Source organism: Kitasatospora sp. NPDC058184, assembly GCF_042883725.1.
In the GTDB taxonomy this organism is placed as follows: Bacteria; Actinomycetota; Actinomycetes; order Streptomycetales; family Streptomycetaceae; genus Kitasatospora.
Genome location: NZ_JBHVVE010000001.1, coordinates 76,041 through 97,020, shown reverse-complemented (window position 1 = coordinate 97,020; position 20,980 = coordinate 76,041). Strand labels below are relative to the sequence as shown.

General features: G+C 74.5%; 21 protein-coding genes. 6 read left to right on the top strand and 15 right to left on the bottom strand.

Annotated features, from left to right (window positions below):
* Positions 1-102: 102 nt before the first annotated feature.
* The 3 genes from ACFVXH_RS00350 to ACFVXH_RS00340 form a co-directional block, all read right to left on the bottom strand.
* Positions 103-1,611 (bottom strand): dihydrolipoyl dehydrogenase family protein, encoded by a 1,509-nt coding sequence (locus tag ACFVXH_RS00350; protein WP_387819271.1) that lies wholly within the window; start codon positions 1,609-1,611, stop codon positions 103-105.
* A complete protein-coding gene (locus tag ACFVXH_RS00345; protein WP_375875212.1) occupies positions 1,608-1,946 on the bottom strand; it encodes a hypothetical protein in 339 nt (112 codons plus the stop codon). The genes ACFVXH_RS00350 and ACFVXH_RS00345 overlap by 4 nt, the downstream gene beginning before the upstream one ends.
* Before the next feature lie 156 nt (positions 1,947-2,102).
* Complete coding sequence (locus tag ACFVXH_RS00340; protein WP_387819269.1) at positions 2,103-2,837, bottom strand: alpha/beta fold hydrolase; 735 nt, start codon at positions 2,835-2,837, stop codon at positions 2,103-2,105.
* A 174-nt stretch (positions 2,838-3,011) separates the two neighbouring features.
* Between ACFVXH_RS00340 and ACFVXH_RS00335 the strand changes: the two genes are divergently transcribed.
* A complete protein-coding gene (locus ACFVXH_RS00335; protein WP_049655133.1) occupies positions 3,012-3,974 on the top strand; it encodes a YafY family protein in 963 nt (320 codons plus the stop codon).
* 106 nt (positions 3,975-4,080) lie between these two features.
* On the opposite strand, the gene ACFVXH_RS00330 is transcribed toward ACFVXH_RS00335, so the two are convergent.
* Positions 4,081-4,470: a co-chaperone YbbN gene (locus ACFVXH_RS00330; protein WP_049655132.1), complete on the bottom strand. Its 390-nt coding sequence runs from the start codon at positions 4,468-4,470 to the stop codon at positions 4,081-4,083.
* Positions 4,471-4,658: 188 nt separating this feature from the next.
* On the opposite strand from ACFVXH_RS00330, the gene ACFVXH_RS00325 reads away from it, so the two are divergent.
* From ACFVXH_RS00325 to ACFVXH_RS00315, 3 genes are read left to right on the top strand one after another with little or no spacing between them, the layout of a single operon-like run.
* A complete protein-coding gene (locus ACFVXH_RS00325; protein ID WP_387819266.1) occupies positions 4,659-5,237 on the top strand; it encodes a hypothetical protein in 579 nt (192 codons plus the stop codon).
* Positions 5,238-5,296: 59 nt separating this feature from the next.
* Positions 5,297-5,869 (top strand): sigma-70 family RNA polymerase sigma factor, encoded by a 573-nt coding sequence (locus ACFVXH_RS00320; RefSeq protein ID WP_375875208.1) that lies wholly within the window; start codon positions 5,297-5,299, stop codon positions 5,867-5,869.
* Positions 5,866-6,627, top strand: a complete 762-nt coding sequence (locus ACFVXH_RS00315; RefSeq protein ID WP_387819264.1) for a zf-HC2 domain-containing protein — start codon at positions 5,866-5,868, stop codon at positions 6,625-6,627. The genes ACFVXH_RS00320 and ACFVXH_RS00315 overlap by 4 nt, the downstream gene beginning before the upstream one ends.
* On the opposite strand, the gene ACFVXH_RS00310 is transcribed toward ACFVXH_RS00315, so the two are convergent.
* The 4 genes from ACFVXH_RS00310 to ACFVXH_RS00295 all read right to left on the bottom strand — a co-directional run bounded on the left by ACFVXH_RS00310 (position 6,595) and on the right by ACFVXH_RS00295 (position 9,677).
* Positions 6,595-7,356, bottom strand: a complete 762-nt coding sequence (locus ACFVXH_RS00310) for a hypothetical protein (protein WP_387819262.1) — start codon at positions 7,354-7,356, stop codon at positions 6,595-6,597. The two genes, ACFVXH_RS00315 and ACFVXH_RS00310, sit on opposite strands and share 33 nt — an antisense overlap.
* Positions 7,353-8,006, bottom strand: a complete 654-nt coding sequence (locus ACFVXH_RS00305; RefSeq protein ID WP_387819260.1) for a hypothetical protein — start codon at positions 8,004-8,006, stop codon at positions 7,353-7,355. Before ACFVXH_RS00305 ends, ACFVXH_RS00310 begins: the two co-directional genes overlap by 4 nt.
* Positions 8,007-8,247: 241 nt before the next feature.
* Positions 8,248-8,760, bottom strand: coding sequence for a DUF1990 family protein (locus ACFVXH_RS00300; RefSeq protein WP_387819258.1), 513 nt, complete (start codon positions 8,758-8,760; stop codon positions 8,248-8,250).
* Positions 8,757-9,677: a YndJ family protein gene (locus ACFVXH_RS00295; RefSeq protein WP_387819256.1), complete on the bottom strand. Its 921-nt coding sequence runs from the start codon at positions 9,675-9,677 to the stop codon at positions 8,757-8,759. Before ACFVXH_RS00295 ends, ACFVXH_RS00300 begins: the two co-directional genes overlap by 4 nt.
* Before the next feature lie 177 nt (positions 9,678-9,854).
* Here ACFVXH_RS00295 and ACFVXH_RS00290 point away from each other — a divergent pair, with 177 nt between their 5' ends.
* Complete coding sequence (locus ACFVXH_RS00290; RefSeq protein WP_049655118.1) at positions 9,855-10,124, top strand: DUF1876 domain-containing protein; 270 nt, start codon at positions 9,855-9,857, stop codon at positions 10,122-10,124.
* 159 nt (positions 10,125-10,283) lie between these two features.
* Here the strand turns inward: ACFVXH_RS00290 and ACFVXH_RS00285 are convergent, their stop codons facing one another.
* The 7 genes from ACFVXH_RS00285 to ACFVXH_RS00255 form a co-directional block, all read right to left on the bottom strand.
* Positions 10,284-10,760 (bottom strand): PPOX class F420-dependent oxidoreductase, encoded by a 477-nt coding sequence (locus ACFVXH_RS00285; RefSeq protein ID WP_387819254.1) that lies wholly within the window; start codon positions 10,758-10,760, stop codon positions 10,284-10,286.
* Between the two features lie 31 nt (positions 10,761-10,791).
* Complete coding sequence (locus ACFVXH_RS00280; protein ID WP_387819252.1) at positions 10,792-12,402, bottom strand: cytochrome bc complex cytochrome b subunit; 1,611 nt, start codon at positions 12,400-12,402, stop codon at positions 10,792-10,794.
* Between the two features lie 123 nt (positions 12,403-12,525).
* Positions 12,526-13,569, bottom strand: coding sequence for a glycosyltransferase (locus ACFVXH_RS00275; protein WP_074002289.1), 1,044 nt, complete (start codon positions 13,567-13,569; stop codon positions 12,526-12,528).
* A gap of 104 nt (positions 13,570-13,673) precedes the next feature.
* Positions 13,674-14,021, bottom strand: coding sequence for a nuclear transport factor 2 family protein (locus tag ACFVXH_RS00270; protein ID WP_049658964.1), 348 nt, complete (start codon positions 14,019-14,021; stop codon positions 13,674-13,676).
* Positions 14,022-14,033: 12 nt separating this feature from the next.
* On the bottom strand, positions 14,034-17,519 hold the full coding sequence (gene car, locus ACFVXH_RS00265; protein ID WP_387819250.1) for a carboxylic acid reductase: 3,486 nt from the start codon (positions 17,517-17,519) through the stop codon (positions 14,034-14,036).
* Positions 17,516-18,712, bottom strand: coding sequence for a cytochrome P450 (locus ACFVXH_RS00260; protein ID WP_049658615.1), 1,197 nt, complete (start codon positions 18,710-18,712; stop codon positions 17,516-17,518). The genes car and ACFVXH_RS00260 overlap by 4 nt, the downstream gene beginning before the upstream one ends.
* A 29-nt stretch (positions 18,713-18,741) precedes the next feature.
* On the bottom strand, positions 18,742-19,494 hold the full coding sequence (locus ACFVXH_RS00255; RefSeq protein ID WP_074002290.1) for an oxidoreductase: 753 nt from the start codon (positions 19,492-19,494) through the stop codon (positions 18,742-18,744).
* 382 nt (positions 19,495-19,876) lie between these two features.
* Here ACFVXH_RS00255 and ACFVXH_RS00250 point away from each other — a divergent pair, with 382 nt between their 5' ends.
* Entirely contained in the window at positions 19,877-20,965 is a 1,089-nt protein-coding gene (locus ACFVXH_RS00250; RefSeq protein ID WP_387819247.1) for an NADH:flavin oxidoreductase, read from the top strand.
* The last annotated feature ends 15 nt before the right edge of the window (positions 20,966-20,980 follow it).

The following is a 20,980-nucleotide window of genomic DNA, read 5'->3' as shown; positions in this document are numbered from 1 at the left end:
GGCCCCCCGGGACGGCCCCCGAGTGCCAGTGTCCCGCCGTCCACCGGTGGTCACATCTCGCCGCGCCGACCGCCCGGGGGGCCGTCCGTGCCGGGGGCGCCGCTACCCCCGGCAGTCCTCCAGCAGCCGCAGCCAGACCTCGCTGATCGTCGGGTACGAGGGCACCGCGTGCCAGAGCCGGTCGATCGGCACCTCGCCGACCACCGCGACGGTCGCCGAGTGCAGCAGCTCGGCGACCCCGGGGCCGACCAGGCAGGCGCCGACGATCACCTGCCGGTCCAGGTCGAAGACCACCCGGGCCCGGCCGCGGTAGCCGTCGGCGTACAGCGAGGCCCCGGCGACGGAGCCGATCTCGTGGTCGACGGTCCGCACCCGCAGTCCGGCGGCCTCGGCGGCGGCCCGGGTCAGGCCGACGGCGGCGACCTCGGGCTGGGTGAACACCACCTGGGGCGCGCCCGCCAGGTCGGCGGACGCGGAGTGCGCGCCCCAGCGCGAGGTGTCCAGCGGGCGCCCCTCGGCGCGGGCGGCGATCGCCGCGCCGGTGATCCGCGCCTGGTACTTGCCCTGGTGGGTGAGCAGCGCCCGGCGGTTGACGTCCCCGACGGCGTAGAGCCACGCGCCGTCCACACCCTCCGCGCCGTCCACGCCGAGCACCGTGCAGCTGTCGTCCACCTCCAGCCAGCCGCCCGGCTTCAGGCCGACCTGCTCCAGCCCGATGTCGGCGGTGCGCGGGGCCCGGCCGGTCGCGTACAGCACCTCGTCGACGGTCAGCGTCCCGGTCCCGCCCTGGCCGTCCCCGCCCTTTCCGTCCCCGTTCCGGCCGTCCCGGGCGGCGAGGGTGAGGGTCACCGGCCCGGAGCCGTCCGCCCGCTCCAGCGCGGTGACCTCGGTGCCGAAGCGGAGGTCCACCCCGGCCGCCCGCAGGCCCTCCGCGACCAGCTCGCCCGCGAACGGCTCCATCCGCGGCAGCAGCCCGTCACCGCGGACCAGCAGCACCACCTCGGAGCCGAGCGCCCGCCAGGCGGCGGCCATCTCCACCCCGACCACCCCGCCGCCGACCACCGCCAGCCGCCCGGGGACGGTCTGCGACCCGGTCGCCTCCCGGTTGGTCCACGGGTGGGCCTCGGCGAGCCCCGGCACGTGCGCGGGCAGCACCGGGCGGCTGCCGGTGCACACCGCGACGGCGTGCCGGGCGGTGAGCACCCGCTCGCTGCCGTCCTCGGCCTCCACCGTCACCGTCCGCACCCCGGCCAGCCGGCCGTGGCCGCGCACCAGCTCGATGCCGGTGTCCCGCAGCCACTCCACCTGGCCGTCGTCCTTCCAGTCGGAGGTGAAGGAGTTCCGCCGGGCCAGCACCGCGGCCGGGTCCAGCCGCCGGTCGCCGACCGCCTCCCGGGAGCCGGCCACCGCGCGGGCGTCGGCCAGCGCGGCCACCGGCCGCAGCAGCGCCTTGCTCGGCATGCAGGCCCAGTACGAGCACTCGCCGCCGACCAGCTCGGCCTCCACGATCACGGTGCGCAGCCCGGCGGCGACCGTCCGGTCGGCCACGTTCTCGCCGGTCGGACCGGCCCCCAGGACGATGACGTCGTACTCCTCGGCGGTGCTGGTCATGCCCTGTCCTCCGTCGTCTCGATGGCCGCCCCGGCCCGCCGGGCGGGGGCGGCGGGCGTGCGCCCACGGGTGTCGAGCGGCCGGTCGCGCCCGACCCCGGGCCCGCCGCTGCCGCCTGCGGTTCCGTACCCGAGCGTGACCCGGACCGCCCACCGCGGCCACTTCTCGCGCCGGTCGCGCGAGCGCGGGACGCGTGGGGCGAGAAGGGAGCGCGGGGTGAGCCGGGCGCGGGAGCCGAGCCGGGCACGCCGCGGGCCGGCCGGCCCCGGACCGCCGTCCGGCCGGAACTCCGGCACGGCGTCCGGCGGTTCGGTCCGGCTGGGCTGCTCGCGCACGGGTGCTCGCTCCTCGCTCGGGTACGGCGTGGGCCCCATCCTGCCGGTCCGGGCGCGGTTGCGCGACGGACGGACACGCCGAGGGCGCCGTGGGGCGCACCACCGGGCACGGACAGGACAGGGCGAGGAGACGGACCGGCGGCCGGACAGGCGGGTTCAGAGCGCGGCGAGCTCCGCCAGCAACGCCGCCGTGTCGGCCGGGCGGGAGAACATCGGCCAGTGCCCGGTGGGCAGTTCGCGCAGCTCCCAGTTCGGCCCGGACATCCCGGCGAAGTACGGGTGCCCGGCGGCGATCAGCTCGCGCACCTGGGAGAGCGGGAAGGAGCAGGAGACCAGCGCCTGGGGCAGCGCCGCCCCGGCGCCGGTCAGCCGCAGCCGGTCCCGGAACGCCCCGGCCGGGTGCGGGGTGGAGCGGGAGCGGATGGACGCGAGGGCGGCCTCGTCCAGCCCCGCCGTGCTCGTGCCCTGCTCGCCCAGGTACTCCCAGGACGGCAGCGGGAGGCGGCCGTCGACCACCGAGGCATCGGCCGTCTTCTGGTAGTCGGGCTGCCAGAGGTCGTACACCGACGAGCCGTCGATCAGCGGGCCGCTGTCCAGGTAGACCACCCGGCGGATCCGCTCCGGCATCCGGTCCGCGAGCCCGCCCACCGGGGCGCAGGCGCCGCTGTGGGCGACCACGACGACATCCGACAGGTCCTCCCGGACCAGCAGTCCGGCGAGGTCGGCGATGTGGTCCTCCAGCCCGAACTCGCCCTCCTCGCCCGCGCGTTCGCCCACTCCGGGCAGGCTGACGGCGTACACCCGGTGCCCGGCCGCGCGCAGCGGCGCGGCCACCTCGTCCCAGGCCCAGGCGCCGATCCAGAATCCGGGGACCAGTACGAACGTGCTCATGGCGGATCGCTCCTTCGTCGGTGGGAAGTCCGGGGAGGCCGCGACGAGCCGTGGACGTCTCGACGGGCGGCCCGCGAGGGGCTCCATCGAGGCGGGGCCTCCTCCACCGCCGACTCTAGGATCGGATCCGGACAGAAGTCGCCCGGATTTCCGCCGAGGAAAGGAGTGCGCGCGATGGAACACCCGGTCAGCCGCGTCCTCGCCCTGCTGGAACTGCTCCAGGACCGCCCCGGCCTGACCGGCGCCGACCTGGCCGCCCGGCTCGACGTGGACGAGCGCACCGTCCGCCGCTACGTCGCCCGGCTGACCGAACTCGGCATCCCCGTCGAGGCCGACCGCGGCCGCTACGGGGGCTACCGCCTGCGGCCCGGCTACCGGCTGCCGCCGCTGATGCTCACCCCGGACGAGGCCGCCTCCGTCGTGCTCGGCCTGCTGGCCGGCCGCAGCTCCGGCCTGTCGGTGGGGGAGGAGGCCACCGGGACGGCCCTCGCCAAGATCCAGCGGGTGCTGCCGCAGCCGCTGCGCGAGCGCGTGGCGGCCGTCGAACAGACCCTCGGACTGACCGCCACACCCGCCACCGGCCCCGGCCCGGCCGCCGCCGCGCTGTTCACCCTGGCCGAGGCGGCCCGCCGCCGTCGCCGGGTGCGGCTCGCCTACCGGGACCGGGAGGACCGGCCCAGCGAACGCGACTTCGACCCGTACGGGCTGGTCTTCCACTCCGGGCGCTGGTACACCACCGGGCTCGACCACCGCAGCGGCGAGCCGCGCACCTTCCGGCTGGACCGGATCACCCGGGTCGAACAGGGCGAGGCCGGCTTCGAGCCGCCGGAGGACTACGACCCGGTCCAGCGGGTGGTGGAGTCGCTGGCCGGCGCGCCCTGGCGGCACCGGGTGGAGGTCGAGCTGCGGACCACCCTCGCCGAGGCCCGCCGCCGGCTGCCGCCCGCCGTCGGCACGCTCACCGAACTCGCCGAGGACCGGGTGCTGCTGCGGGCCCGGGCGCAGAACCTGGACGGCGTCGCGGTGCTGCTGGCCGGCCTCGGGTGGCCGTTCACCGTCCGGGAACCCGCCGCACTGCGCGCCGAGGTGCGGGCGCTCGCGGACCGGCTCGCCGCCTGGGGCGCCGAGCCGTCGTGACGGCGGGTGCGGCGGCGGACGGCCCCGGAGAGCGGGGAGCGGGCATGCCGAGGGCCCGGGGAGCTTCAGCTCCCCGGGCCTTGGGGCCTGTCTTCGGACGTCCGGATCAGGCCTGGCCGCCGGCCGCCCGCTCCTCGGCGACCTTGCGCTTCACCTCGGTCATGTCCAGCTCGCGGGCCTGGCCGATCAGGTCCTCGAACACCGCCTCCGGCAGCGCACCGGGCTGCGAGAAGACCAGCACGCCCTCACGGATGATCGCCAGCGTCGGGATCGACTGGATGTCGAACGCGGCCGCCAGCTCCTGCTGCGCCTCGGTGTCCACCTTGGCGAAGACCAGGTCCGAGTGGCGCTCGGCGGCCTTCTCGTACACCGGGGCGAACTGGCGGCACGGCCCGCACCACCCGGCCCAGAAGTCGATGAAGACGAAGTCCTTGCCCTCCGGGCCCGGGACGATCTCGTCGAAGTTCTCCTTGGTCAGCTCGACCGTGTTGCTCATCTCGTGATTCCTTCCCTTCCGGACGTGGCGGTTCAGGCCATGTGCCCGCCACAACCGTCCCGGTCGGCGGGGTATTCCGGCGGCGTTCCGGCGGTTGCCGGAGCCAGGGAGTGAGCAGCCGGCGGCCGCCGCCCGTACGGAAGGGTGTCCGGTCCGTTCCGACCCCTTCCCCCCGAGGGAGGCACCCCATGCGCAGCACACTCCGCACCCGGCGGACGCTCGCGCTGACCGCGTCCGGCATCGCGGCGGCCGCCCTGATCGCCGGCTGCGGATCGTCCGGCGGCTCCTCCGGTCCGTCGAGCAGCCCGAGCGGTCCGGGCACCCCGGCGGCCGTCACCCTGCAGACCACCCAGGACCCGAAGCTGGGCACGATCGTCACCGACAGCGCGGGCTTCACGCTCTACCGCTTCGACCAGGACCGGAACAGCCCACCGGAGTCCTACTGCAACGGCAGCTGCGCCGTCATCTGGCCGCCCGAGCACGCCGACGGCAACGGCAACGTCACGGTGAAGGGCATCGACAGCAAGCTGGTCGGCACCGTCACCCGCGACGACGGCACCAAGCAGGTCACCCTGAACGGCTGGCCGGCCTACCGCTACTCGCCGGACACCAAGCCCGGCGACACCAAGGGCCAGGGCGTGGCCGGCACCTGGTTCGCGCTGACCCCGACCGGCGGCAGGGCGGGCGCCGCGAACTCCGGCCCGATGAACCCGACGCCCGGCACCCCGGCACCCGGCAACCCGACGCCCAGCACCCCGGGCTACTGACCGGTTCCGATGACCGGTCCCGATGACCGGCTCCGACCGCCCTCGCCCAGGAGGCCCGGGTGCGCAACGATGAAGTGGTGACCGAGGAGCACCCCGTCGGCCGCACCGGCGGCCACGACACGGGGGCGCCGGACGAGGACCTGATGCGCGCCCTGTACCGGGAGCACGCCGGTCCGCTGTTCGGGTTCGTGCTCCACCTGGTCGCCGGGGACCGGCAGCGGGCCGAGGACGTCGTGCAGGAGACCCTGCTCCGCGCCTGGCGCAACATCCACCGGCTCGACCCGGAGGCCGGCTCGCTGCGGCCCTGGCTGGTCACCGTCGCGCGGCGGATCGTGATCGACGGCCACCGTAGCGCCATGGCCCGGCCGCGCGAGGTGGACGCCTCGGCACTGGAGCAGCTGCCCGCCGAGGACGAGATCGACCGGGCGCTGCGGATGATGACCGTCGCGGACGCGCTCGGCGACCTCTCGCCCGTGCACCGGGAGATCATCGTCGAGACCTACCTGAAGGGCCGTACGGCCAACGAGGCGGCCGCCGAACTCGGCATCCCGGCCGGGACGGTGCGCTCGCGGGTGTTCTACGCGCTGCGCTCGCTCAGGCTCGCGCTGGAGGAACGGGGAGTGACATCGTGACCAGGCACCCCGACCGCGACCCCACCCCTGACCCCGACCGGGCGCCCGGTGGCCCGGTGCACGTCGACGCGGGCGCGTACGTCCTCGGCCTGCTGGAACCCGTCGAGCGCGCCGCCTTCGAGCAACACCTCGCCGACTGCCCGCAGTGCGCCGAGCAGGTGACCCAACTCGGCTCGGTGGAGCCGCTGTTGGCCGAGTACGCGGCCACCGCGCGGGCGGCCGGAACGGACCCGGCCGGTCCCGCCCCGCAGCCCGACCCCCGACTGCTGGACCGGCTGGTGGCCGAGGTCGGTGCCACCCGGCGGCGGGGCCGGGTGCGGCGGCTGGTGCTGGCCCTGGCCGCCACCGCGATGGTGGCGGCCGGCCCCGCCGTCACCGCCGCGGTGCTCACCGCCGACAACACCCCCGCCGTGGTCGCGGTGGCCGAGCAGTTCAGCGCCACCGACCCGGGCACCGGCGCGCACGCGACCGTCGGCCTGGACGGCACCACCTGGGGCACCCGAGTCAGCCTGCAACTCTCCGGCGTCCAGGGCCCGTTGACCTGCAGCCTGGTCGCCGTCTCGCACACCGGCGAGCAGCAGACGGTCACCACCTGGTCCGTCCCGGCGGGCGGCTACGGGAACGGCGGCGGGGGAGGCGACGGCACCGTGCGCACCACCGGCGGCGCGGCCTTCCGACTGGCGGACATCGACCACTTCGAGGTCCGCGTCCAGGACGGCGGCGCGCTACTGGTCGCGATCCCCGTACACCACCCCTGACCCCCAGTGGATCGTGCACGACTCCAACCGCTCCACCCGGGCCGCGCCCCGGACACCCGGCCAGTACGGGCTCGGCTCGCCGCCGCCGGTCATGTGCTCCCGACCCCAGATCCGGCTCCAGCCGGTCCGCAGCGCCGGCTCGAAGCTGTGCCACCGCCCGCAACCGCAGGGCGTCAGCACCCGCGCGCAGCAGCGGCACAGCTCGGCCCGGCCGTGGCCGTGACCGTCGCCGCGGTCGTCGCCGGGGCCGGTCGGGAGCGGCACCGGCGGGCCCTGCTCCCCGCAGGCCGAGCACCCGGGCAGCACGGCACCGTCCAGCAGCGCGTTCTGCCGCCGGACGTAGTCGGGCAGCCGCAACGGCGGGTGCAGGAACGGGTCGTGCTCCCAGGCCGCGTTCGGCGACCCCCACCAGCGCACGTGCCACCAGGCCGTCTCCGGAGGCAGCCGCCGCCCGGCCCGCTTCTGCGCCCGGCGCCGCTCCGCGTACTCCTCGGCCCTGGCCCGCCACAGCTCACGCGCCTCGTGCAACTCGTCCACCGCGCGGACCAGGGCATCCGGGTCGGCCTCCAGGAAGCGCGGAATCCGGGCGCTGACGGTGAGGTGGTGGTACGTCGCCCGCAGGCCGTACGGGGCGAAGCGGGTCAGGCAGGTGCGCAGCGCGCTGTGCCGCCGGTACGGCGGGAGCGAGGCGTCGTGCACCCGGGCCCGGTGGGTGTGGAAGCTGGTCATGACGGCGGCTTCAGGTCCGGGTCCGGGTCCGGGTCCAGGGCTCGGGCGAGCGCGGCGGTGACGGCGGCGGCGTGCCCGGGCAGCTGCCGCTCGGCCCAGCCCGCCGCGAGCGCGAGGAAGTCGCGCAGGTCCCGCTCGGCTCCGGCGAGCAGCCGGCGCAGCTCGTCCACCGGCAACTCGACCACCGGGCCCTCGTCGCCCTCGGCGTCCTGGGTCAGCCGGACCACCCGGCCGACGCACTCGGCCCGGGCGTCGGGGTCGTGGCCGAACCAGGCGGTGCCGGACCCGTCCGTGACGTTCAGCCACTCGCGCCAGTCCTCCAGCCCGTTGCAGCAGCCCGGCCTGAAGACGGCGCCGGTGGCGGAGTCGGTCACCACCAGCCCGCCGGGGGCGTACGGGTGCGGCTCGGTCAACAGCGCGTGCAGGAACGCGCCCAACGGGTCCGCCGACCGGGGACCGCGCCCCTCGGCCTGCCCGGGGTCGGGCTCGACGTCGTTGCAGTCCGCCAGCCGCCACACCGCCGTGCCCACCTCGTCCGACGTCAACCGCCCGTCCAGCGCGAGATCCCCGTACGGCCCGAGCTCGGCCGTCGGCCAGAGCGTGAAGCCGTCGGAGGCGAAGATCTCCAGGACCGGTCGCATCGACATCATCCGCCGATCATCCCGAACACACCCCCGCCCCGACCAGCCGTTTTACGCCCCGCCCCCGCCCTGGACCCAGCCGGCCTCCGCCACCACCTGCTCGGCCTCGGCCGCCCACCTCGCGGCTGCCGTCCAGCCGGCCCGCCCTCTGACCGGCCTCCGCCATCGCCTGGGCGGTCTGCGCGATGACGGTGGTGGCGAGCGGGGGTGTGCCGGGGGGATCGGGGGGTTGATGGTGCTGGGGCGCTGGTCAGGTGGCCTGGGTGGCGATGCGGGTGAGGACGCGTCCGCAGTGGTGGGCGAAGGCGCGTTGGGAGAGGGGGAGGAGTGGGCCGGCGAGGCGGGCGTACCAGGCGACGGGGCGGCTGAAGGCGGTGACGGAGAAGCGGACTTCGCCGTCGGGGGTGAGTGCGACCAGGAAGGTTTCCTCGCCCTGGGCCAGGTGGCCGGTCCTGGTGCCGTAGGTGAAGCCGTACCGGTCCGGGCCGTCGACCGTGGCCAGGACCCGGTTGGGGGCGCCGGCCCGCAGGGGGCCGAGGCCGATGGCGCAGTGCACGGCGACGCCGGGGGCGGCGCGGTCGGCCGTCGCGTCGATGCGGACGCCCGCGAGCCGGTGCATCCGCCAGTCGAGCAGGGCGGCGCCGGCGGCTTCCAGGGCGGGGCGGCCGTGGCCGATGAGGGCGCTGTGCCGCAGGTGGTTGTAGCCGGCGGGGAGGTGGCCGGTGCGGCTGGCGCCCTGTTCGGGGTAGCTGTAGTCGTTCATCGGGGGGTCTCCGTCGTGTCGGTCCGGGTGGCGTCGGTCCGGGTGGCGTCGGTCCGGTCCGCGGTGATCCGGCGCCAGGCGAGCAGCGCGCAGAGGGCGAAGCCGAGCGCGTTGCCGACGCCGTGGGTGGCGGCCATCCAGGTCAGGGTGGGGTGGGGGAGTCCGGCGGCCCGGCCGAGTGCCCACCACAGGGCGAGCAGCATGGTGAGCGCGAGGACGGCCGAGGAGGCGGCGAGCAGGCGGGCGGTGGTCCGGTCGCCGGTGCGGGGGCGCAGGTCGCGCCAGGTGACCAGGCCGACCAGCCACATTCCGGTGGTCAGGACGGCGGCTCCGGCGAACTGCCACCAGTTGCCGAGGAAGTAGCCGGCCAGTACCAGCAGGGTGCCCGCCGGGACGCTGAGGGCCGCGCAGCGGGCCGGGGCGGAGCCCGGGCGGGCGGCGCGGCAGACCAGTCCGGCGACCAGGGCGGCGGTGAATCCGGCGTAGTGGAAGTGGGGGACGGTGAGCGCCAGGATGTGCGGTTCGAAGCCGAACAGCGGGTAGCCGGAGCGTTCGGCGACCCCGGCGACCCCGGCGACCGAGGGTGCGGCGAGCGCGGTGAGCACCGCGACCTCGGCGGGTGCGAGCGAGCGGGTGCGGGCCAGCCGCAGGGGGGCGTGCAGGGCGACGGCCAGGGTGCCGAGCGCGTAGAGCAAGGCGCAGCCGGTGGCGAGGTCGCCGCCGCGGGGCAGCCAGAGCGAGAGCGCGCCGGGGACGGCGGCGAGCGGCCAGAGCCGGCGGATCCGGGCGAGGCCGGGCTCGTCGACCAGGGCGAGGCCGAGCGGGACGACGGCTCCCATGCCGAGCAGGACCAGCAGGTCGACCAGTTCCGTGGTGCCCGGGCCCATCGCGGACACGGCCGTCGTGAGCGAAGCCATCGTGGACACACCCCCTTGAACGCGTTCAAATAGCTTGCGCCGCCGACTCTACGCGGCTGAGTTGAACGTGTTCAACTCAGCGCCGATGTCGCCCCCGATGCCGCCCGGACCGGCTGGCCTGGTGTTCACGGTGGGTGCGGCGCACTCTGGAGGGGTAACCGATGGAGGTGATCCGCCATGCAGACTCTGGTCGGTTGGCACATCGAGATGGAGTTCCGCGAAGAGGGGGCACGGACCAGCGCCGCCGCACTGCTGCGGCTGCGCGACGGGAGCGAACTGCGCGCCCACGGCTACAGCAGCCGCCACCCCTCCGACCCGGAACAGCTGAGGGTCGGCGAGGAGATCGCGGGGGCCCGCGCGCTCAACGAGCTCGCCTCGCAGCTGCTCACCAAGGCCCACGCCGAGATCCAGGAGGTCAGTCCGGTCCCGACCCACCCGCTGTCGTGACCTCCGGCCCGCTGCCAGCAGTCGCGTCGAAGCGCGTCGGGACGGCGCCGGAAAGCGTCGAGTGCCGGAGCAGACCTTCTCAAGGCCCCGGCACTCGACGGAGGTTGACGATCAGGCGAGACGATCGGACGGGACGCGACGACCGGACGCGACGGCCCGTCAGTTGACGCAGTAGGTGGCCGGCGGTAGCCACTCCGGCCCGACCAGCCGCCGTTCCAGTTCGTTCAGCGTGATCCGGATGCCGACCGTCCCGGCCAGCCCCACCCGGAACCGGCTGCGGGCGAGCGCGATCAGTGCCGTCAGGCCGTACTTGTTGATCAGCGAGGTGCGGTAGCGGGCGGTGTCGTCGGCGTCGCAGAGCCGGGCCCGGGCCGGGATCCGGCGGCCGGTGGGGCGCCCGTGGGCGTCGCAGGGGCCGATCAGCACCCGGGGGTGGCGGCGGATCCGTTCGGCCTCGCCGGAGTGGGCCGGGGTCCAGACCCCGAGGGCCGTGCCGTCCTGCACCACCCAGAGCTGTGACTCCAGCCGGCTGCCGTCCTCGCCGAAGGTGGTGAGCAGGAGGTACCTGCTGTCGGCGATCCGGTCGGTCGGGTCGGCCTGGTCGGTCCGGTCGCTTCGGTCGGTTCGGTCGTGCACCTGTCCTCCCTGTGTCATCGGGGGGTGCGGGTCAGTGCCCGTGGCCCTCGGTGATCTCGTGGAACTCCTCGGCGGTGGGCTTGGGGATCCGGCCGCCCTCGCCGTGGAACCCGCGGGAGAGCCGGGTCCGGGTGCGGGTGAGCACCCCCGCCGGGCGGGCCACTCCATTCTCGTCCACCGGGGCGGGCAGTTCGAGGGGGCGGGGCTGTTCGTGCGCCGTGAGCCGGTGCAGTTCCCGCGGCGTGAGCCGGGCGTGCGCCTCGGTGAACTCGCCGTGCGGCAGGCGCTTGATGACACCCGTCTCGCGGCCGTGCAGCACCTTCTCCCTGTCGCGGCGCTGGAGGCCGAGGCACCAGCGCTTGGTGATGACGAAGACGGCGACCGGGACGGCGAAGAAGCCGACGCGGGCGGCGTACGTGATGGAGTTGAGCGACAGGTGCAGGTGGGTGGCGATCAGGTCGTTGCCGCCGGCCGCCAGGGCCACCAGGTAGAGGCTGATCCAGGCGGCGCCGAGCGCGGTGCGGACGGGCGCGTTGCGCGGCCGGTCGAGCAGGTGGTGCTCCCGCTTGTCGTCGGTCACCCAGTTCTCGATGAACGGGTAGACGGCGATGGCGCCCAGGACGAGCGGGAACAGCGCGAACGGGATGAGCACCCCGAGGTTGAGGGTGTGCCCCCACAGTCCGATCTCCCAGCCGGGCATGATCCGGATCAGGCCCTCGGCGAAGCCCATGTACCAGTCGGGCTGGGCGTCGGTGGAGACCTGGTCGGGACGGTACGGGCCGTACGCCCAGATCGGGTTGACGGTCGCGATCGCGGCGACCAGCGCGACGATGCCGAAGACGAGGAAGAAGAACCCGCCGGCCTTGGCCAGGTAGACCGGCATCAGCGGCATGCCGACGACGTTCTTCTCGGTCCTTCCGGGGCCCGCCCACTGGGTGTGCTTGTGGTAGAAAACCAGGATCAGGTGGGCCACCAGCAGGCCGAGCATGATGCCCGGGATCAGCAGCACGTGGATGGTGAAGAACCGCGGCACGATGTCGTGGCCGGGGAACTCCCCGCCGAACAGGAACATCTGGATGTACGTGCCGACCAGCGGCACGGCGAGGATCGAGCCCTCGATGAACCGGATGCCGGTGCCGGAGAGCAGGTCGTCGGGCAGGGAGTAGCCGAAGAAGCCGTCCAGCATGCCGAGGAAGAGCAGCAGGAAGCCGAACACCCAGTTGATCTCGCGCGGCTTGCGGAAGGCGCCGGTGAAGAACACCCGCATCATGTGGACGAACATGGCGGCGACGAAGACGATCGCCGCCCAGTGGTGGATCTGCCGGATCAGCAGGCCGCCGCGCACCTCGAAGCTGATGTCCACGGTGGAGGCGTAGGCCTCCGACATCGGGACGCCCTTGAGCGGCACGTACGAGCCGGCGTAGACCACCTCGCCCATGCTGGGCTTGAAGAACAGCGTCAGCCAGACACCGGTCAGGATGATGATGACGAAGGTGTAGAGGCAGATCTCGCCCAGCATGAAGGACCAGTGGTCCGGGAAGATCTTCCGCAGGTTCGCCCTGGCCAGGGAGTAGATCCCCAGCCGGCCGTCCGCCCAGTCGGCGGCCCGCTGCCCCCGCCCAGGGCTCTGATTCCGGGTCATGTGCACGCACCTCGATCCGAAGGAAGCGGGGAGGAGTCCCCGATTCGCACTGGTGCCCACGATAACCGGGGGGTAATCCCCATTTCCATTCGGGGTGGTCGGTGCGCCGAAGGGCGGCGGGTCCTAGGCGGTCGGTGGTTCCATCCGGGCGTACGCCTCCGGCGGGATCGGGAAGCGCCTCAGCAACTCCTCCATCCAGGCGGTCGGATGGGTGGCCGGAGCCGCGCCGCCGGGCAGGGCGCGCGCCTTGCGGATGCCGTCGAGCAGCGCCTCCACCGCGGCCTCGGTGGTGTACCGCTCGGAGACCCAGCGGCGGCCCGCCCGCCGCACCTCGTCCTGGCCGGGCAGGTCGAGCAGTTCCAGGGCCCGGTCCGCCAGCCGGTCCGTTTCGAGCTCCGGGATCCGCCACGCGGACGGCGAGTCGAACAGTTCCGCTCCGCCGCCGCCGGCGTAACCGGTCACCAGGCAGCCGCTGGCCATCGCCTCGGCCGGCGGCAGGCCGAAGCCCTCGCCCTCGGGCGCTCCCAGCGCGATGAACACCGAGGTGTCCGACAGTACGCGGGCGACCTCCTCGTGCGGAACCGCGTGGATGTCGTACAGCTCGACGCCCCTGGACCGCGGGTCGGCGTGGAGCAGACGGTGGAGCAGCGTGCTCTCGACGGGGCGCTTGCGGGACATCCACGCGATGCGCCGGACCCGCCCGGTCGACGCCGGCCGGAACAGCCCGGTGTCGACGGTGTTCGGCACCAGGTGCGGTTCGAACCCGGGCAGGGCGCGGCGGAGCATGTCGGCGCCCGCCTTCGAGACCGTCCACAGGGCCGGCCGGGCCGACCAGCCCGGGTACGGGCCGGGGGCGGGGCAGGTCAGGAAGTGGATGTAGTGCCCCTGCGAGTAGACGACCTTGCGGCCGCCGGGAGCCGGGTCGCGGCCCGGGAGCACGCTGACCTCGGGCAGCACGAGGACGTCCTCGGGGCCGAGGTCCAGGGTCATCCCGGACAGCGTCGGCACGTCGTCGTCGAACCACGTGTAGCGGAATCCCGGTGTGGGCGTCCAGCGGTACGCCTCGACGCCGGCGGCCCGCAGCAGCGCGACCTGTTGGTTCAGGACGCGGATGCCGCCCAGCGGGAACTGGAACTCGAACGACGCGTAGACGACTCGGCCGGTCACCGAACCTCCCTGACGAACCAGCGACTTGAGCGGAACAGGGCCTCACGGATCCAGGGACCCACGGACCCACGGACCCACGGATCCAGGGAACCAGGGAGCCGGGGCTACTGCAGGTGCTCCTCGATCTCGGCGATCAGCCCGTCCTCGAAGCGGAAGTAGGTGGTGGCGTGGACCCGGCTGCGGGTGCCGTCCGGCGCCTCCAGCACCAGGACGTGCTGCTGGAGCACCTCGTCGGGCTTGTGGAAGCGGCGCACGACCTCGTACCGCAGGGAGTCGACGGTGGCGAAGAACGCGGCGATCCGCTCCAGCCGGGCGTCGATCGGACGGGTGCCGTCGCCGTCGTTCTGCCACACCGTGGCGCCGGGGGTGCACAGGGCCCGGAAGCCGGCGAGGTCGCGTGCCTCCAGCAGCCGCAGTCCGGCGTCCACCGTCGCGTCGAGGTCCTGGTCCATGGGCTTCTCCGTTCAGTGCGGGCGGGAAGGGGAGGGGTGCCGGTCGAGCAGGCCGAGGCCGCGCAGGTCGGTGACGTACTTGGCGACGAGGGCGGGGGACAGCCGCGGCACGTCCCGGTCGGGCCCGATCCCGGCCGCCCGGACGGCCTCCCGGAACCGCGGGGCCGGGGCGGGCCGGTCCTCGCCCGGTTGCTCGAAGGCGTGCAGCAGGGGCAGCACCGAGTGGGTGCGCTGCCGTTCCGGCAGGGCCCGGACCGCGGTCGTGAAGCGGGCGAACCAGTCGTCGTAGTCGTCGATGCGCCGGATCGGGTGGCCGTCCTCGACCAGCCAGTCCACGAGGGTGTCCAGCGAGGCGCCGTCGTCGTGCGGGTTCCAGGCGTTGTAGGTGCGGTAGCCGTCCGGGCCCGGGGTGCCCAGCGCGGTGACCGCCTCGGCGAGGAAGTCGACCGGGAGGCCGTCGTACCGCGCGGGCGCGCCGCCGCGGTGGAACGACCGCGGCGCGATCCCGGTGGCCACCAGGCTGAGGACCAGCCGGGTGAACACGTCGGGCACGTTCAGCTGTCCCGGGTAGCTGCTGTGCGCGAGGATCATGCCCGACCGGAACGTGGTGACCGGCAGGCCGTACCGTTCGTGGGCCTCCCGCAGCAGCACCTCGCCCGCCCACTTGCCCGCGGCGTACCCGTCGGCGTAGCCGCGGCCGAGGCGGCGGTGCGGGATCGCCTCCCGGACGTCGGCGTCCTCGTCGAGCGCGGACGGCCCGGCTCCGCCGCGCACGGCCACGGTGGACAGGTAGGTGACGGGCTTGAGCCGTTCGGTGAGCGCCAGCCGGACCAGTTCGGCGGTGCCCGCGACGTTGGGGCCGAACAGCTCGGCGTAGGGCAGCAGGTGGTTGACCAGTGCGGCCGGGTGGACGACCAGGTCCACCGACTCGGCCAGCCCGTTCCACACCGCCCGGTCCAGGCCCAGGCGCGGTTCGGCGAGGTCCCCGGCGAGGACCGTCAGCGTGCCGGCGGCCAGCTCTCGGTACAGCCGGGCCGCCTCGCCCCCGGCGCCGAAGGCCCGGGCGAGCCGTTCGGCCGCGTCGGCGGGCGTGCGGCCGCGGACGAGGCAGACCAGCCGGCCGCCGGACGGGGCCAGCCGGCGGAGCCACTCCAGGCAGAGGAAGCGGCCGAGGAACCCGTTGGCGCCGGTCAGCAGGACGGTCCGGGGGGACTCCGCGGGGCCGGGCAGGCCCGGCGCGGCGGCCAGGGTCGGGGCGTCGATGAACCGGTCCGGGGTGAGGTCGCGGGCCCGGACCTCGGTCGCGCCGCCGCCGTGCACGGAGGCGGCCGTGGGCCTGCTCCCCGGGGCGGTGCGCCGGGCCTCGACGTACGCCGCCACCCCGGCCAGGTCGGTGGCCGGGCCGAGGACGACGCCGACCGGCACCTCGACGTCCAGGACCTCCTTCAGGAGGGTGGTGAAGGACAGCGCGGAGAGCGAGTCGCCGCCGAGCTCGGTGAACCGCGCGCCGGTGTCCGCGCCGGCGTCGGCCCGGCCCAGGACGGCGCGCACGGCCCGGTTCACGGTCTCCTGGACCGGCCGGTCGGCACCGGTCCGGCGCAGTTCCCGCAGCTGCCGGCCCTGTTCGTCGGCGAGTTCGGCGTAGCGGCGCTCCAGGGCCGCGCCGTAGCGTTCATGGAGCCGGGGGCGCAGCAGCTTGTGGCTGTCGGAGAGCAGGCCGTTGGCCGGGCTGAAGGGCTCGGTCTCGACCAGGAAGTCCCGGGGCACCTCGTACGGGTTGAGCCCGTTCTCCCGGGCGGTGCGCCGCAGTTCCCGGTCGATCAGCAGCTTGAGCGCCGCCGGGTCGCCGTCGGCGCGGGCGGTCGCCTCCGGGGTGGGCACCACCACGGCGAGCAGGTGGGAGCGTTCGCTGTTGCCGTACACGAAGACCTGCCGGACCAGCGGGCTGCCGAGGAAGACGCCCTCCAGCCGGGAGACGGTGACGAACTCGCCCTGGGACAGCTTGAGCACGTCCTTGGTGCGGCCGACGTAGACCAGCCGGTCCGGTCCGACCTCGGCCATGATGTCGCCGGTGCGGTAGTAGCCGTCCTCGTCGAAGACGGCGGCGGTGAGCTCGGGCCGGCGGTAGTACCCGGGGATGGCGGCGCTCGTCCTGAGCAGCAGCTCGCCGCGCGGGTGCGGCCGGTCGGTGCGGAAGCAGCCCAGCTCCGGGACGTCGACCAGCTTGTAGTCGAGGACGGGCGGGCGCTGCACCACGGTGTCCAGCAGCACCCCGCCGGCCTCGGTCGAGCCGTACCCGGTGTACAGGTGCAGTCCCAGGCAGGACTCGACGAACTCCGCGACCTCGGCGGACAGCGGCGCCGTCCCGCAGAAGGCCTTCGCCACCCGCCCGCCCAGGACGGTCTCCCGCAGGTGGGCCTTGACGGCCGCGTCGACGTCGCCGGGCTCGCCGGCCCGCCGGTCGAGTTCGCCGCGGTACCGCTGGAAGAGCATGTCGCAGATCCGGGGGACCATGGTCAGCTCGGTGGGCCGGACCAGCGCGATGTCCTCGAACAGGGAGGACAGGTCGCTCCTGGCGGTGAAGCAGCCCAGGCCGCCCCGGGCGAGCGTGCCCAGCACCGACATCCGGCCCGCCTGGTGGCTCTGCGGCATGTAGTGGACGACGACGGACGGCACGTCGGCGGGCCCGTAGACGAATCCCCACCACGCGTTGCGGGCGAGGCGCTGCGGGTACATCGCCCCCTTCGGGGCGCCGGTGCTGCCGGAGGTGTAGAGGAGCAGGGCCAGCGGGTCCTCGCCCGGGGCGGGGACGTGCAGCGGGGGGTCGGGCAGCAGGGCGCCGCGCCCGACCGCGGCGGTGAGCGTGTCGAGCACGGCGGTGCCGCCGGCCTCGGCCAGCCGCCGGGCGGCGGCCTCGACGGCGGCGCGCTCGGCGGGGACCCCGGGGTGGTGGTCGAACACCAGGAGGCGGCGGACCGACGGCTGCCCGAGCACCGCGGCGACTGCGGTGTCCAGCCGTTCGACGCTGGTGGCGAGGAGCCGCGGCCCGGTCTCCGCGACGATCGGCGCCAGCTGGGAGAGCGGCGCGCTGGCGTGCAGCGGCACGGAGACCAGGCCCAGGTGGACGCCGGCCAGGTCGACGGTGGCGTGGTCGGTGCTGCTGAAGCCGAGGACGCAGATCCGGTCGCCCGGGGCCAGCCGGTACCCGGGCTCGTGCGCCCAGGCCCCGGCGAGCGCCCGGACGCGCGCCCACAACTCCCCGTAGCTGACGGTGTCGTACCTCGGGAGCAGCCGCCCCGTCGCGTGGTCGCGGGCGCGTTCGCCGAGGGCCGGCCGGTCCCGGTAGGCCGCCATGACGGTCGCCATGATCTCGGCCGGGCTGGTGGCCGGATCGGCGAGTGCCGCCCGTACGGCCTCCGACTGCCCCGTCGCGCCCGGCCCTTCCGACTGCCCCGTCGCGCCCGGACGGTGGCCGGCCCCGGCCGTGGCGGAGCTCACCAGGCGACCGGCAGGGCGTCGGCCCCGCGGATGAGGCGTTCGGTGCGCCAGCTGATCCGCTCGGGCGGGACGGCGAGGTGCAGCCCCGGCAGACGGCGGACCAGGGAGCCGAGCACGGTGCGCAGTTCCATCCGGGCGAGCTGCGCGCCGAGGCAGTGGTGCACGCCGTGCCCGAAGGTGACGTGCGGGGACGCGCTGCGGTGGAAGTCGATGCGGTCGGGCTGCTCGAAGACCTCCGGGTCCCGGTTGGCCAGCCCGAGTTCGGCGACCACCGCGTCGCCGGCGCGGATCTTCTGCCCGCTGAGCTCCAGGTCCTCGACGGCGATCCGGGTGAACCCGGCGGTGGCGCTGATCGGGACGACCCGGGAGAGCTCCTCCACCGCGCCGGGGATCAGACCGGGGTCGGCGACAAGCTCCCGCCACAGCTCGGGGCGGGTCAGCAGGGTGTAGACGAAGTTGCCGATCTGGTTGGCGGTGGCCTCCTGGCCGGCGGAGAGCAGGCTGACCCCGAGGCCGACCAGTTCCTCCTCGGTGAGCGCGTTCTCCTCGCCCTCGACGGAGGCCAGTTCGCCGAGCAGGTCGGCGGTGGGGTGGACCCGGCGTTCGGCGACCAGGCCCGCCAGGTAGTCGTTCAGGTGCCCGCGGTCGCGGGCGGACAGCTCGGGGTCGGAGAGCGTCAGCAGGCCGTCGACCCAGGAGTTGAACCGGTCGCGGTCGGCGAGCGGCACCCCGAGCAGTTCGCAGATCATGGTGACCGGCAGCGGCCAGGTCAGGGCCTTGGTCAGGTCGGCCGGCGAGCCCGACGCGATCATCGCGTCCAGCAGCTCGTCCACGATCTCCTGGGCGCGCGGCCGCAGCGCCTCGACCCGGCGGAGGGTGAACGGGTTGGCCACCCGGCGCCGGAGCCGGGTGTGCTCGGGCGGGTCCATGCTCAGCATCGAGGTGCGGGGGAGGCCGGCCGAGACCGTGCGGGGCACGTGGTCGCCGACCGCCTCGGCGCGGCTGAACCGGGGGTCGGCCAGCACGGCGCGGACGTCGGCGTAGCGGCTGACCAGCCAGGCGTCCCCGCCGAACGGCAGACGGACCCTCAGCACGGGCTGCTCGCCGCAGACCGCGGCCAGCTCCGGGTCGATGTCGAGCCGGTGCGTCGGGCCGAACGGATAGGCGCGGGGCCCGTCGTCCGTCGCGGTCATGTTGTCAGTCCTTCCGGTCCCGGGGGCGGTCACAGTGCCGCGATCCGCCCGCCGTCGATGACGAGGTTGCTGCCGGTGATCCAGGAGGCGCGCGGGGACACCAGGAACCCGACCGCCTCGGCGATGTCCTCGGTGCGCCCGATCCGGCCGAGCGGGATCCCCTCGGCCCAGTCCGCCGTGTCCGTCCCGAGCCCGAGGTAGTCGGCGATCCCGTCCCGGGCCTCGTCCGCGCCCGGCGTCATGACGTTCCCGGGGGAAAGCGCGACGACCCGGATGCCGTCCGGCGCCAGTTCGGTCGCCAGCCCTTTGTGGTAGACCTCCAGGGCGGCTTTCGCGGCGGCGTAGTGCAGGATCACCGGATAGGACGAGACGGTGGCGATCGAGGACATGTGGACGATGACGCCGCCGCCTCCCGAACGCATCGCGGGGACGAGTGCGGAATTGAGCCGGACGGCGGAGAGGAAATTGATGTCGACGGTGTACTGCCAGTCCTTCTCGATGTCCAGCGCGCTCTGGAAGGTCCGACAGCCGCCGGCGTTGTTGACCACGATGTCCACGCCGCCGAGGATTTCCAGCGCGGTGTCGGCGAATTCCCGGACACCGGCCGCCGTGCTGAGGTCGGACGGGACGAAGGCGGATTCGGCCGGGGTGTCCCCGGTCGGTTTGCGCGCGGTGGTGACGACGGTGGCGCCGCTCTCCAGCAGCTTCCGTGCGATGCCGGCGCCGATGCCGCGGCTTCCGCCGGTCACCACCGCCCGCTTTCCCGCCAATTCCCGTTCCATTCCGGTTCCGCCGCCTCTCCCTGGTCGGAAAACCTGTCCGCGACGCCTTTCGGCAGAAGAGACGCTTTTCGGCGTACGGGCGGGTACGGCCCGGTGCCGGTGCGGAAGGGCGGCGCGGAACCACCGCGGACCACTATCCGCGACCCGCTTCGGCAAGGTCAAGAAGATTGTGTCGATGCAGTGCATCGCCTGGCGCGGTGCAGAAAGGCGGTCGGCCGCCGGGCGGGCCGATGCCGCTGGACGCCGGGAACGATAGCCCCGATAATCGTCGAATTGCCGACGCACGGACCTCCGGTATGAGACGGACGGAAACACCGCCGCGGCGCGGCGGGATATCGCCCGGGGCGTCCGGCCCGGAATTCAGACGAACTCGGGAGGAACAATGGCGGGCTTGGGAGAGCCGTTCACCGTGGGCGACCTGACGGTCCCGAACCGGATCGTGATGGCGCCGATGACCAGGATGAAGTCCCCCGGAGGGGTGCCGGGCCCGGACGTCGCGGAGTACTACGCCCGCCGTGCGGCCCACCGGGTGGGGCTGATCGTCACGGAGGGCACCTACATCGGCCGCCCCGCCGCCGCGGCCTACGACGGGGTCCCCCACTTCCACGGCGAGGAGGCGCTGGCGGGCTGGTCCCGGGTGGTGTCGCTGGTCCACGCGGCGGGCGGCCGGATCGTCCCCCAGCTGTGGCACACCGGGGTGCAGCGCCCGGGCACCGAACCGCCCGCCGAGGGGCCCTCGGGGATCGGCCTGGACGGCGGCCCGGCCGGGCGGGCCATGAGCCAGCAGGACATCGACGACGCGGTGGCCGCCTTCGCGCGCGGCGCCGCGGACGCCGAGCGGCTCGGGTTCGACGGGGTCGAACTGCACGGCGCGCACGGCTACCTGATCGACGACTTCCTGTGGCACGGCACCAACCGCCGCACCGACCGCTACGGCGGCGACCCGGCCTCCCGGGCCCGGTTCGCGGCCGAGGTGGTGCAGGCCGTCCGGGCGGCGGTGAGCCCCGGGTTCCCGGTCCTCTTCCGGCTCTCCCAGTGGAAGGTCGGCCGCTACGACGCCCGGATCGCGGAGAGCCCGGAGGAGCTGGAGCAGCTGCTGACCCCGCTGGCCGAGGCGGGGGTCGACGCCTTCCACGCGTCCACCCGCCGCTACTGGCTGCCCGAGTTCGAGGGCAGCGACCTCAACCTGGCGGGCTGGGCGCGCAAGCTCACCGGCAGGGCCGCCGTGACGGTCGGTTCGGTCGGCCTGGACCGCCAGTACGGCGAGGGCGTGTTCACCGACGGCTTCACCCGGCCGGCCGGGCTCACCGGCATCGAGGAGCTGGTCGAGCGGCTGGAACGCGACGAGTTCGACCTGGTCGCGGTCGGCCGGCCGCTGCTGGCCAACCCCGACTGGGCGGAGCGGGCGCTCGGCGGCGGGCTGGCCGGGGCGGTCCCGTACGACCCGTCGGTGCTCGCGACCCTGGTCTGACCACCGGACCGGCTG